Consider the following 11,660-nt stretch of genomic DNA (forward strand, 5'->3'; position numbering starts at 1 on the left):
GGGGCCCGAGCTGGGGTCGGGGTCGGGGTCGGCGAGATGGAGGCTCAGGCCGGAGCCGGAGCTGGAGCTGGGGTCGGGGCCGGAGCTGGGGTCGGGGCCGGAGCTGGGGTCGGGGTCGGCGAGATGGAGGCTCAGGCCGGAGCCCGATCCGGGGCCCGAGATGGGGCCCGAGATGGGGTCGGGATCGGCGAGATGGGGGCCCGGGTCGGGGCCGGTGTGTTCGGCGGTGAGATGGCGGTTCGGGTCCGGGCGCGGGCCGGCTGCCTTGCCGGCGAGATGGAGTTGCGCGCGGGTGACCCGGTCGCGGCCCGTGACACGCTGCTCGACGCCGCCGCGCGCCTCGTGCCGCACGACGTCCCCGCCGCGCTCGACGCCCTGCTGCTGGCCGGCGAGGCGGTGCACCTGGCCGGCGAGCACGGTCGCTACGTCGAGATCGCCCGGCGCGTCCTCGCCCTGCGCCGCGGCGCTGAACCACCCCCGGTTGCGCTCGCCTACCAGCAGGTCGCCGGCCTGGCCGGCATGTACGCGGGCGACCACGAAACCGCGTTCGCCCGGCTGGCCGGAGCCCTGCGGCTCGCCGACCGGGTCGAGGAGCCCGCCGCGCTGATCCGCGCCGCCTGGGCCGGCATCCTGGTCGGCGACGACCCCCGGGTCCGTGCGCTGGCCGGCCGGGCCGCCACGCTGGCCCGCGACCGTGGCGAGGTCACCCTGGTGCCGCAGGCCCTGGAGATCACCGCGTTCGCCGGGCTCGCCGCCGGGCACTACGAGGCCGCCACGACCGCCGCGACCGAGGGTGTGGCGCTGGCCCGGGCCACCGGCCAGCCCGCCCTGGCGCGGAGCCAGCTGGGCGTCCTCGCGGTGCTCGCCGCGCTGGTCGGCGACCGGGAGAGCTGCGTGCTGCGGGTCCGCGAGGCGGGCGCCCGTCCCGGCCAGGCGTGGGCGCTGTGCCAGTGGGCGCTCGCGCTGCTCGATCTCGTGGAGGGCCGGGCCCCGGCGACCGTGGAGCGGCTCGGTGCGATCGTCGTCGCGGCGCCCGGCCGGAGCAATCTGATCGTCCGGGTGGCGGCCACCCCGCACCTGATCGAGGCGGTCTGGCGCTGCGCCCCGCCGTCGCGCTCGGTCCGCCGGGGCGCCGCGCCTGACCGGTTCCCTGCGGCTGATCGGTCCCCTGCGCTTGATCGCTCCCCTGCACTTGATCGGGCCCTTGGGCTTGATCGGGCCCCTGGGCTTGATCAGGCCCTTGGGCTTGATCGCTCCCCCGTGCTTGATCGGTCCCCTGCGCTTGATCGGTCCCCTGCGCTTGATCGGGCCTTCGCGCCGTTCGACCGGTGGGCCGCCGCGACGAGGGAACCGGCCTGGCTGGCGCTGCGGTCGCGGTGCCGGGCGCTGCGCTCGGTGGAGCCGCAGGCCGCCGAGGAACACTTCCGGGAGGCCCTGCGCCAGCACGGCCGCGGTGCCGCCGACTTCGCCCGCGCGCACACCGAACTGCTGTTCGGCCGGGACCTGCGGCGCCGCCGCTGCCCCGGGGCGGCCCGCGAGCACCTGCGCAGCGCGGTGGAGACGTTCCGGTTGCTGCAGGCGGGTCCGTGGGCCGCGCAGGCCGATGTGGAGCTGCGTGCCGCCGGGGCGCCCGTACCGCGGGACCCGGCCGGAGCCTGTGAGCTGACCGCGCAGCAGGAGCGGATCGCCCGGTTGGCGGCCGACGGGGCCACCAACCGGGAGATCGCCCAGCAGCTGTTCCTCAGCCCGCGGACGATCGACCATCACCTGCGTAACGTCTTCGCCCGGCTGTCCGTGCGCTCCCGCACCGAGCTGGCCCGCCGGCTGGTCGGCTGAGCGGGCACCTGGTCAGACCCGGGCGAGCACCGCGTCGCGGGCCAGCACGCCGATGTCCGGCTGGTCGGTGAACAGGCCGTCCAGGCCGGTCTTGAGGAAGGCGACCTGCTCGGCGATGGCCCGGCCGTAGGCCGCCGGGTCGGTGCCGGCCCGGTAGTCCGCCGGCAGGAACTGGTTCTCCGCCCGGAAGGTGTACGGGATGACCTTGAGCCCCGCCGCGTGCGCGTCGGCGACCAGGCTGGTCGGCGTGCCCAGGGTGTTGTCGGCGGTGCGCGGGATGACCTGGGACTTGTCCGGGCCGATGCCGTCGGCGTAGCGGGACAGCTCGCGCAGCCCGGCCGGCTTGAGATATTCGGCGTAGGTCTTCGGATCGTCGAACGGCGAGCCGGCCGCGCCGGTCAGGAACACCATCGGTGCCCGCAGCTTGTAGGCGGCACGCAGGGTGGCCAGGTTCTTCGCCTCGAACGACTGCACGAGGACCGGCGCGTCGGCCCGGTCCAGGCCGTTGCGGCGCAGCGAGCGCACCAGCGGCGCCTCCAGCTCCAGGCCCAGGCGGCGGAAGTAGGTCGGGTGCTTGGTCTCCGGGAAGACGCCGATCTCGCGGTCCAGCTCCTGCTCCAGCCGCTTGCGCAGGTCCAGCACCTCCTGGAAGGTCGGCACCTGGAAGAGCCCGTCATACAGCGTGTTGTGCTGGCGCAGCTGCGGGATGCGCTCGGTGGCGCGCAGCGTCTTCAGCTCGGCCAGGGTGAAATCGTGGGTGAACCAGCCGGTCACCGACACCCCGTCGAGCAGCACCGTGCGCTTGCGGGAGGCGAATTCCGGCCGCGAGGCGACGTCGGTGGTGCCGCCGATCTCGGGTTCGTGCCGGGCGACCAGGACCCGGTCCTTGGTGATGACCAGGTCGGGCTCGATGTAGTCGGCGCCCAGCCGGGCGGCCAGCTCGTACGAGGCCAGGGTGTGCTCGGGCCGGTAGCCGGACGCGCCCCGGTGCCCGACGATCAGCGGGCCCCGGTGGTCACCGTGCCCGCCGGTCGCGAGGGCGGGCGTCGCCGCCGCTCCCAGCACAGCCGGTACGCCGGCGGCCAGCGCGCCGAAGCGCAGCACCTGTCGGCGATCTGCCACGGTTCCTCCACGGGATCCGCCGGCGACGGTCGCCGGACCTCCCGTGGCCGAGTTCAGGCGATCAGCTCGACCGGCAGGCGAAGTCGCCGTGGCTGCCGGACAAACGACACGGTAAGGATCATCGATCGGCCCGGGACGCCCGGCCCGGTCATGGCGAATCTGGACGGCGATCGGAGGTTTCCGGGGCGGCCGGGCGGGGAATGGGAGGCCCAGCATCGCCGGATGTCTGCCGCCTTCGTGGAGTGTCTGCATGGGATTTCTCGATCGTCGCGCCGAGCACAGCCGCGCGGCCGGGGAGGATCCGACCAGGCCGGTCCCCGAGGGCCGGTACGGCACCAAGCCCGGCCCGCGTCCCGGCGGCCGCCACGAGCCCCTCGGCGAGCCCGCGCCGGCCCGCCGGCCCAACGGCGACCCGGTCGGTCTGCCCGGGCCCCGGCCCACCGGCCGCACCGACCTGACCGAGCTGCTCGGCCGTACGGTCCTCGAGGCGCGCGTCCAGCAGGTCTGCCGCGAGTACGGCCTCATCCCGCGTTCCGGCGCGGCGGTCGGCTCCGGCCTGTCGCGCTCGTACCTGTCCCGCGACGCCGGGGTGGAGCTGGCCGCGGATGCCCACGGCACGGTCACCACCGTCTTCCTGCACTTCCACGGCGACGACGGGTTCACGTCCTTCCAGGGCGAGATCCCGGGCGGGGCGGGCCGCGTCCCCCGGCGCACACACCTGCGGGAGGCGCTGGGCCACCCCGACGAGCAGGGTGACCCGTATCACGACCGGTTCCTGGGCGACTATGGCCCGTGGGACAGATGGACCCTGGCGGGCTTCGCGCTGCACGCGCAGTTCGCGGCGGACGGCGAGCGCCTGGAACGGATCACGCTGACCCTCCCGGACCGCCCACCCCACGCCGCCTGACAGCGCCGCCTGACCCCGGTGCCGCTTGACCCCGCGCCGCTTGACCCCGCGCCGCTTGACCGCGCGCCGTCTGACCGCGCGCCGTCTGACCCCGCGCCGTCTGACCCCGCGCCGCTTGACCCCGCGCCGTCTGACCCCGCGCCGTCTGACCCTGCGACGCCTGACCCGCACGCCGGATCGACCCCGGTGGGCGGGCGGTTGCTCAGAGCCGCAGTTGCGGCCAGTCCAGCAGCCCGGCGCCCAGGTCCCGCACCGTGGCGAGCAGGCCCAGCCGGGCCGCCCGCAGCGCCGGGTCGTCCGCCATCACGAACACCTCGTCGAAGAAGGCGTTCACCGGGTCGGTGAGCCGCCCGGCCACCGCGGTGAGGCGGCTCAGGTCGGCGTCGGCGGGCAGCTCCCGGCGTACCGTCTGGACCGTCTCGTGCAGCGCGACCTCGGCCGGCTCCTTGAGCAGCGCCGGGTCGTACCCCGCCGGGGTGCCGTCCGGGACGATCCGGCGAGCCCGCTGGATCGCCTCGGCCAGGGCCAGGAACCGCGGATCCGTGATCAGCCGGCCCAGCTGCGCGAGCAGCAGGTCCGCGAACGACGGGCGGCCGGCATGCGGCAGCACCGCCCGGACCCGGTCCACCGGGTGGCCCTCCTCGACCAGCACCTGCTCCAGGCGCTTGGCCAGGAAGTCACCGGCGTCCGCGAGCACCGCCGCCGGCACCTCGACCGGCTGCAGCGCGCCCGCGGCGGCCAGCGCGGCGGTGAGGTCGATGCCGGCCAGGTCCGGGTGGGCGCGGTGCACGGCGATCAGGCCCAGCACGGCCCGGCGTACCGCGAACGGGTCGCTGCTGCCGGTCGGCAGCCCGACCGTCGCAGCCAGGCCGGCCAGCAGGTCCAGGCGGTCGGCCAGCGACAGCAGCGCGCCCGGTACGGACGCGGGAAGGTCGTCGCCGGCGCTGCGGGGCAGCTCGGCCTCGTAGACCGCCTGCGCGACCGCCGGGGTCTCGCCGGCGTGCAGCGCGTAGTCGCGGGCCATCACCCCGGCCAGGCTGGTCATCTCGGTGACCAGCTGCGACCCCAGGTCGAACTTGACCAGCTGCGCCGCACGCTCCAGGGTGGCCGACGGCTCCCTCAAGGAAAGCGAGAGCGCGGCGATCCGGGCCGCGCGGTCGGCCATCGAACCCAGCTTGTCGGTGAAGGTCAGCCGCTGCAGCTTGTCGCGCATCGCCGCCAGGGGCAGCTTCCGGTCGGCGCGGTAGAAGAACGCCGCGTCCTCGTAGCGGGCGCGCAGCACCGCCTCGTTGCCCGAGCGGACCCGCTCGACGTCGACCGGCCCGTTGGCCACCGTGACGAACATCGGCAGGAGCGTGCCGTCGGCGTCGCGGACCGGCAGGTAGCGCTGGTGCTTGCGCATCACCGTGGTGAGCACGGCGGCGGGCAGCTCCAGATACTTCTCGTCGAAGGTGCCGAGCAGCGGCGTCGGCTGCTCCACCAGGTAGGTGATCTGGTCGATCAGCGCGGCCTCGCCCGCGACGTCGATCCGGCCGGAGTCCCAGACCAGGTCCTGCGCGCCGGTGACGATCAGCTCGCGGCGGTCGTCGGCGTTCGCGACGATCCCGTTGATCGCCAGCGTCTCCATGAACGTCTCCGCCGAGGCGACGCTGACCGCCGGCTGCGCGGCGGTGCGCAGCACCCGGGTGTCGCGGCCGGCCAGCAGGCTCGACACGGCCAGCGGGACGATCTCGTCGCCCCAGAGCGCGACGAGCCAGCGGATCGGCCGGGTGAAGGCCAGCTGCGGGTCGTTCCAGCGCATGTTCTTCGCCGAGCGCAGGCTGCCGGTGACCTTCGCGAGCACGTCGGCGAGCACGGCCGGTGCCGCGCGGCCCGCTTCGTGCTTCCGCACGACCAGATGCGGTACGCCGTTGAGCTCGGCGGTCTCCAGCGACTCCACCGGTACGCCCTGGGAGCGCGCGAAACCGGCGACGGCCTTCTCCGGGGCGCCGGTCTTCGGGCCCTTGACCGTCCGCTCGTGGTCCGGCTCGCGGGCGGCGACGTCGGCCACCACCGCGATCAGCCGGCGCGGGGTCGCGTGCACCCGGACGTCGCCGTGCGCCAGCCGCGTCCCGCCGAGCCGCTCGGTCAGCTCCCGCCGCACCTGCTCGACGGCGGCACGGGCCTCGCTGGGCGGCATCTCCTCGGTGCCGACCTCGAAGACCAGCGTCCGCGGCGCCTCGCCGGCCGTGGCGGCCTCGAAGGCGGCGGCCGGCGGCAGCGGGCTCACCACGCCCAGCGGGTGGCCCAGCTCGTCGCGGCGCGCCATCCAGAGCCGGGCGACGTCGCCGGCGAGCCGGCGCATCCGGGCGAACTCGGCGGCCCGGTCGGCGGTGGAGACCGCGCCGCGGGAGTCGAGCACGTTGAAGGCCTGGGAGCACTTCAGCACGTACGTGTGCGCCGGGATCGGCAGTCCCTCGTCGATCAGCCGCTGCGCCTCGGCCGCGTACAGCTCCAGCAGCCGGCGGTTGGTCGCCACGTCCGCGTCGTCGAGGTAGTAGCGCGACATCTCGTACTCGGCCTGGCCGAACACCTCGCCGTAGCTGACGCCCTCGGCGTACTCGATGTCCTTGAAATGGGTGACGCCCTGCAGCGCCATGATGATCCGCTCGATGCCGTAGGTGATCTCCACCGACGGTGGCTCGAGGTTGAGGCCGCCGGCCTGCTGGAAGTAGGTGAACTGGGTGATCTCCAGGCCGTCCAGCCAGACCTCCCAGCCCAGGCCCCAGGCGCCCAGCGCGGGGGAGGCCCAGTTGTCCTCGACGAACCGGACGTCGTGCGCGGCCACGTCGATGCCGAGCGCGGTGAGGCTGCCCAGGTAGAGCTCCTGCGGGTTACCCGGGTCGGGCTTGAGGATCACCTGCACCTGGGTGTGGGTCTGCAGCCGGTTCGGGTTCTCGCCGTAGCGGGAGTCGTCGGGGCGCACGGACGGCTCGACGTAGACGACCCGCCACGGCTCCGGGCCGAGCACCCGCAGGAAGGTGGCGGGGTTCAGGGTCCCGGCGCCGACCTCGGTGTTCATCGGCTGCACGACCAGGCAACCCTGATCGGTCCAGTACGCGGTGAGGCGGGCGAGAGCGTCCTGCATGGTGAGCATGGATTCACAGTCTAGTGAGCCCGTCACCCGGGTATAACGGTCCCATGTCGGAGCTGCTGGTAGGAGATCTGTACCGCTTCCAGGACCTGTTGAACGCCGAAGAGGCCGCCGTCGTCGAACGGGTCCGCGCCTTCCTGGCCGCCGAGGTCGTCCCGATCGCGAACGATCACTGGGCCCGCGCCGAGTTCCCGTTCCCGCTGATCAAGGGCTTCGCCGACCTGGGCCTGGCCGGGCGCAAGCGGTCGAACCTGCTCTCCGGCTGGCTGGCGATGGAGATGGGCCACGCGGACGCGTCCATGGCCACCTTCTTCGGCGTGCACGCCGGGCTGGCGATGGGCAGCATCGAGACCTGCGGCTCGCCCGAGCAACAGGAGCGCTGGCTGCCGGCGATGGCCCGCTTCGACAAGATCGGCGCGTTCGCGCTGACCGAGCCGTCCGGCGGCTCGGACGTGGCCGCGGGCCTGCACACGACGGCCCGCCGCGACGGCGACCACTGGGTGCTCAACGGCGCCAAGCGCTGGATCGGCAACGCGACCTTCGCGGACCTGACCGTGGTGTGGGCCCGCGACGTCGCCGACGACCAGGTCAAGGGCTTCGTCGTGGGCAAGGACACCCCCGGCTTCGTCGCCACCAGGATCGAGAACAAGATCGCCCTGCGGATCGTCCAGAACGCCGACATCACGCTCACCGACTGCGTGGTGCCGGAGGCGGACCGGCTCCAGCTGGGCAACAACTTCAAGGACACCGCGAGGATCCTGCGGCAGACCCGCAGCGGCGTGGCCTGGCAGGCGGTCGGGGTCATGCTGGCCGCGTACGAGATCGCCCTGAAGTATGCCAAGGAACGCGAGCAGTTCGGCCGCCCGATCGGCAGTTTCCAGCTGGTCCAGGACCTGCTGGTGCGCATGCTCGGCAACGTGACCGCCTCGCTGGGCATGGTGGTGCGGCTGACCCAGCTGCAGGACGCGGGCGAGTTCCGCGACGAACACTCGGCGCTGGCGAAGGCGTACACGACGACCCGGATGCGCGAGGTGGTGGGCTGGGCCCGCGAACTCCTGGCGGGCAACGGCATCGTGCTGGACTACGGCATCGGCCGCTTCGTGGCCGACGCCGAGGCGCTGTACTCCTACGAGGGCACCCGCGAGATCAACACGCTGATCGTGGGCCGCGCGGTGACCGGGCTGAGCGCCTTCGTCTAGGCGCGCGCGGGGTGGTCGGGCTGGGCGCTTTTGTGTGGGGCGGCGGGTCGGTCGGGGTGGGCGCTCTCGTCCGGGCCGGCGGGTCGGTCGGGGTGGGTGCTCTCGTCCGGGCCGGCGGGCGAGCCCGGGGTGCCCGGCGCGGCGGCCGGGTCGTCGGGCACAATCTCGGCGTGGCACGAGCAGAGGCAGACGCGCAGGCCCCCGAAGCGACGGTTTCCCAGGAGCACTTCATCGGCATGTACCTGGCCAAGACCGACCCGTGGGACCTCGCCACCAAGTGGCACGACCAGCGCAAGTACGCGGTCACCATGGCCAGCCTGCCGCGTGCGCGGTATCGCAGCGCGTACGAGCCGGGCTGCTCGGTCGGGCTGCTGACCCGGATGCTCGCCGAGCGGTGCGACGAGATCCTGGCGGTCGACTGCGTCGTCGAGGCCGTCGAAACGGCCCGCGAGGAGGTCCGCGAGTTCCCTCACGTACGGGTGGAACCGGCGATGCTGCCGGCGGATCTGCCGGACGCCACCTTCGACCTCATCGTGATCGGCGACCTGCTCTACTACCTGTCCGCGGACGACCTGGAAGCCGCGCTCGACGGCCTGGTGCGGCGGCTGGAGCCGGACGGCGACATCGTGTCGGTGCACTTCCGCGACCAGCAGACCGGCGGCAACTACGACGGACACCAGGTGCACGCGGCGCTGGCGGCCCGGCCCGGCCTGGAGCGCCGGGTCCACCACGAGGACGAGTGGTTCCTGCTCGACGTCCTACGGCGCGTCTCCTGACCCACCCACGACCTCGGCTGACAGCGGTGCGCCCGGGCGGTCCGACGTCGAGGGCGAGCGGAACCAGGCCGCCCCACGCCGGGTGTCCATGTACTCGCGGACCCGCTTGATCAGGCCCTGCTCCAGCTCGAAGACGAGGCAGTACTCGTTGTCGTAGCGACCACCGTGGGCGAGGGTCGCCCGCAGCCGCATCTCGACGACCACGGTGTCGCCGTCGGCGTGGAAGCCACCGAACTCGATCGATACGTCGTCGACGAAGACGGTGCCGAACTCGTCGGCCAGAAATCGCACGATGCGGTCCCGCCCGACGAGGTGATGGGTTCCGTCCAGGGCGCGGGCGGTCGCGTTGCCGGCCGGGGCGAGCCACTCGGCGTCGGAGGTGAAGACGTCGCGGATCCGGTCCGCATCACGCGTGGCGAACGCCTGCCACGCGTCGATGACCAGTTGCTTGCTCGGTGCTGCGCTCACGGGCTGACCTTTCAATAGGTGGATGAACCCCGCTGGCCTTCTGTAGGTGGCTGAATCCTGTGGGTGGCTGAACCCTGTGGGTGGCTGAATCCTGTGGGTGGCTGAACCCGAACCCTCGCTGTTCGCCGATCATCAGGTCTGGCCACATTCGGCCATCGGCGTCAGCCGGTCCGGATCCGTCCGATCAGGCCGACGATTCGGTGCCATGCTGGGCGTATGAACGCGGTCGGCGCCGTCCTGACGACTGGCATCTACTGCCGGGATGACTGCCCGGCCCGGCCGCATCCGGCGAACACCGCCCGCTACCGGTCCGCGGCGGCGGCGGAAGCCGCCGGTTTCCGCGCCTGCCATCGGTGCCGCCCCTACCGGCAAGACTCCATCACCGTCGGAGACATGCCCGACCTGGTGTGCCGGGGGATCCACCTCATCGCTGACGGCGCACTGGACGACGCGACGGACAGCGCTCTCGCCGGCCGGCTCGCGGTGTCGCCGCGGCACTTGCGGCGCATGTTCCTCAAGCACGCCGGGGTCACGCCCGACCAGCTCGCCCGCTCCCGGCGAGCGCACTTCGCCCGCCGGTTGCTCGACGACACCGACCTGCGCATCGCCGACATCGCCTTCGCCGCCGGCTTCGGCAGCGTGCGACAGCTCAACCGGGTCCTCGCCGACGTCTTCCACGGCACCCCGCGCGAGCTGCGCGCCCGACGGCGGGTCACCGACCGCCTCCAGGCCGACGGTGGACTGGCCGTCCGGCTCTCCCACGACGGTTCGCCCGACTTCACGGCCGCCCTGCGCCGGCTGGCCGCCCGTGCGACACCGTCCGTCGAGGAGGTCTCCGGCACCTTTTTATCGGCGCACCATCCTCATCGATCATGATCCCGGGATGATCGAGATCACCCGGCGGTCCCCGACCGAGCTGCTGCTGGTCGCTCACCTGCCCCGGCTCGACGGCCTCGTCCACCACGTCCGCCGGGCCCGGCGCATCTTCGCGCTCGACGACCCGGCGGAGACCTGCGGTTCCTGGGACCCGTTCGAGGTCGGCGTGCACGACATCGTGCGCGCCGCGGTGCCCGACGTGACGACGACACGGGCGGTTCTGGGCGACCTCGCCGGCCGGTTCGGCCGGGTCGTGTCCGGCCTCGCCCCGGCCGGCCTCACCAGAGTGTTTCCGCCACCCGAGATCCTCGCGACGGCGGATCTCGGTGGGCTGTCGATCTCCGACACCATCGGCGACGCCCTGCGATCGTTCGCCCAGGCGGTCGTCGACAGGTCATAGCCACCATTTCCGTCATCCCCCTCGCGGGCCGTCTGACGTCCGCGGCTGCTGCGATCAGTGGGCGCCGGGTCTCGCTCGCTCAGCAGGAGCCGGCGCGGGTGTAAATCACCAGGGTCTGGTCGGGTTGCTCGGCCAGATGGAATGCGGTGTAGGCGTAGTCCGTTCGCCGGCCGTCAGGGCCGCACAGCCGCTTGCGTCCGCTGTGCCGTTCCTGCACGTCGTAGCGGGGCCACCAGTCCCGTACCTCGGGGCTGGCCTCGTGCAACTCGGCGACCAGCGCGCAAAGGCCCGCGTCGGTGGGGTGCCGGGCGGTGAGCGTGCGGAGCCGGGCGAGCAGACCGTGCGCCTCGGGCTGCCAGTCGACCACGACCTCGCGGGCGGCCGGCGCGGTGAACACCCAGCGGGCGAAGTTCGGGGCGGGTGCCCCGATCAGCCCTGGGAACAGCGCGTCGGCGGCCGGATTGTGGCTGAGCACGTCGTAGCCGCGGCCGATGATGTACGCGGGGTGAGGCTGGAGCAGCAGCGGCACGGCGGCCGCCTCGGCCGCGAGGTGTTCTGTCGCGCCGGTCGGGGTGGTCGGGGTGTTTCCGGCCAGGTGGAACAGGTGGTCGCGTTCCACCTGGCCCAGGCGCAGCGCGGAGGCGAGCGCGCCCAGCACCTGATCGGAGGGATGGACGTCGCGGCCCTGCTCGAGAAACGTGTACCAGGTGGCGCTCATGCCAGCGAGCACGGCCAGTTCCTCGCGGCGCAGGCCCGGCGTCCGGCGGCGGCCGGTGGCCGGCAGTCCCGCCTCAGCGGGAGTGATCCGCTCGCGGCGGGCGCGGAGGAACGCCCCCAGCTCACGACGCTGGGTGGGCTGTTCCGGCTGGGTGGGCTGTTCCGGCTGGGTGGGCTGTTCCGGCTGGGTGGGCTGTTCCGGCTGGGTGGGCTGTTCCGGCTGGGG

The 11,660-nt window shown here is 73.3% G+C and carries 11 protein-coding genes and 1 pseudogene; 6 read left to right on the forward strand and 6 right to left on the reverse strand.

Going from position 1 to position 11,660, the window contains the following annotated elements:
• A pseudogene (locus tag DMB66_RS64490) lies at positions 1 to 351 on the reverse strand (hypothetical protein); the annotation flags it as partial.
• On the opposite strand from DMB66_RS64490, the gene DMB66_RS40735 reads away from it, so the two are divergent.
• Positions 343 to 1,836 carry a helix-turn-helix transcriptional regulator gene (locus tag DMB66_RS40735; protein WP_233625200.1) on the forward strand — a complete coding sequence of 498 codons (1,494 nt, stop codon included), beginning with the start codon at positions 343 to 345 and terminating at the stop codon, positions 1,834 to 1,836. The pseudogene DMB66_RS64490 and the gene DMB66_RS40735 sit on opposite strands and share 9 nt — an antisense overlap.
• A 12-nt stretch (positions 1,837 to 1,848) precedes the next feature.
• On the opposite strand, the gene DMB66_RS40740 is transcribed toward DMB66_RS40735, so the two are convergent.
• A complete protein-coding gene (locus DMB66_RS40740; RefSeq protein ID WP_199752915.1) occupies positions 1,849 to 2,958 on the reverse strand; it encodes a glycerophosphodiester phosphodiesterase in 1,110 nt (369 codons plus the stop codon).
• Between the two features lie 250 nt (positions 2,959 to 3,208).
• On the opposite strand from DMB66_RS40740, the gene DMB66_RS40745 reads away from it, so the two are divergent.
• Positions 3,209 to 3,865: a hypothetical protein gene (locus DMB66_RS40745; RefSeq protein ID WP_125809476.1), complete on the forward strand. Its 657-nt coding sequence runs from the start codon at positions 3,209 to 3,211 to the stop codon at positions 3,863 to 3,865.
• 202 nt (positions 3,866 to 4,067) lie between these two features.
• Here the strand turns inward: DMB66_RS40745 and DMB66_RS40750 are convergent, their stop codons facing one another.
• Positions 4,068 to 7,001, reverse strand: a complete 2,934-nt coding sequence (locus DMB66_RS40750) for a glycine--tRNA ligase (protein ID WP_125809477.1) — start codon at positions 6,999 to 7,001, stop codon at positions 4,068 to 4,070.
• A 44-nt stretch (positions 7,002 to 7,045) separates the two neighbouring features.
• Between DMB66_RS40750 and DMB66_RS40755 the strand changes: the two genes are divergently transcribed.
• The gene (locus tag DMB66_RS40755; RefSeq protein ID WP_125809478.1) at positions 7,046 to 8,197 is read left to right on the forward strand and encodes an acyl-CoA dehydrogenase family protein; all 1,152 of its coding nucleotides are present in this window, start codon (positions 7,046 to 7,048) and stop codon (positions 8,195 to 8,197) included.
• Here the strand turns inward: DMB66_RS40755 and DMB66_RS61695 are convergent.
• Positions 8,194 to 8,358, reverse strand: coding sequence for a hypothetical protein (locus DMB66_RS61695; protein ID WP_158647531.1), 165 nt, complete (start codon positions 8,356 to 8,358; stop codon positions 8,194 to 8,196). The genes DMB66_RS40755 and DMB66_RS61695 overlap by 4 nt on opposite strands.
• Before the next feature lie 9 nt (positions 8,359 to 8,367).
• On the opposite strand from DMB66_RS61695, the gene DMB66_RS40760 reads away from it, so the two are divergent.
• The gene (locus tag DMB66_RS40760; protein WP_233625201.1) at positions 8,368 to 8,973 is read left to right on the forward strand and encodes an SAM-dependent methyltransferase; all 606 of its coding nucleotides are present in this window, start codon (positions 8,368 to 8,370) and stop codon (positions 8,971 to 8,973) included.
• Here DMB66_RS40760 and DMB66_RS40765 read toward each other — a convergent pair.
• Entirely contained in the window at positions 8,956 to 9,441 is a 486-nt protein-coding gene (locus DMB66_RS40765; protein ID WP_125809479.1) for a nuclear transport factor 2 family protein, read from the reverse strand. The genes DMB66_RS40760 and DMB66_RS40765 overlap by 18 nt on opposite strands.
• A gap of 216 nt (positions 9,442 to 9,657) precedes the next feature.
• On the opposite strand from DMB66_RS40765, the gene DMB66_RS40770 reads away from it, so the two are divergent.
• Together DMB66_RS40770 and DMB66_RS40775 are read left to right on the forward strand one after the other, a co-directional pair.
• Positions 9,658 to 10,317, forward strand: coding sequence for a helix-turn-helix domain-containing protein (locus tag DMB66_RS40770; protein WP_125809480.1), 660 nt, complete (start codon positions 9,658 to 9,660; stop codon positions 10,315 to 10,317).
• 7 nt (positions 10,318 to 10,324) lie between these two features.
• On the forward strand, positions 10,325 to 10,717 hold the full coding sequence (locus DMB66_RS40775) for a hypothetical protein (RefSeq protein ID WP_125809481.1): 393 nt from the start codon (positions 10,325 to 10,327) through the stop codon (positions 10,715 to 10,717).
• A 79-nt stretch (positions 10,718 to 10,796) separates the two neighbouring features.
• Here DMB66_RS40775 and DMB66_RS40780 read toward each other — a convergent pair.
• Positions 10,797 to 11,660, reverse strand: an 864-nt coding sequence (locus DMB66_RS40780; RefSeq protein WP_370320188.1) for a helix-turn-helix domain-containing protein, incomplete at its 5' end; no start/stop codon positions are given.

Source organism: Actinoplanes sp. ATCC 53533, from assembly GCF_003947245.1.

Excerpts from the sequence above, each read along its gene's own strand:
- DMB66_RS40745 (WP_125809476.1), top strand. The coding sequence starts at position 3,209 with ATGGGATTTCTCGATCGTCGCGCCGAGCACAGCCGCGCGGCCGGGGAG.
- DMB66_RS40750 (WP_125809477.1), bottom strand. The coding sequence starts at position 7,001 with ATGCTCACCATGCAGGACGCTCTCGCCCGCCTCACCGCGTACTGGACC.
- DMB66_RS40755 (WP_125809478.1), top strand. The coding sequence starts at position 7,046 with ATGTCGGAGCTGCTGGTAGGAGATCTGTACCGCTTCCAGGACCTGTTG.
- DMB66_RS40770 (WP_125809480.1), top strand. The coding sequence starts at position 9,658 with ATGAACGCGGTCGGCGCCGTCCTGACGACTGGCATCTACTGCCGGGAT.
- DMB66_RS40775 (WP_125809481.1), top strand. The coding sequence starts at position 10,325 with ATGATCGAGATCACCCGGCGGTCCCCGACCGAGCTGCTGCTGGTCGCT.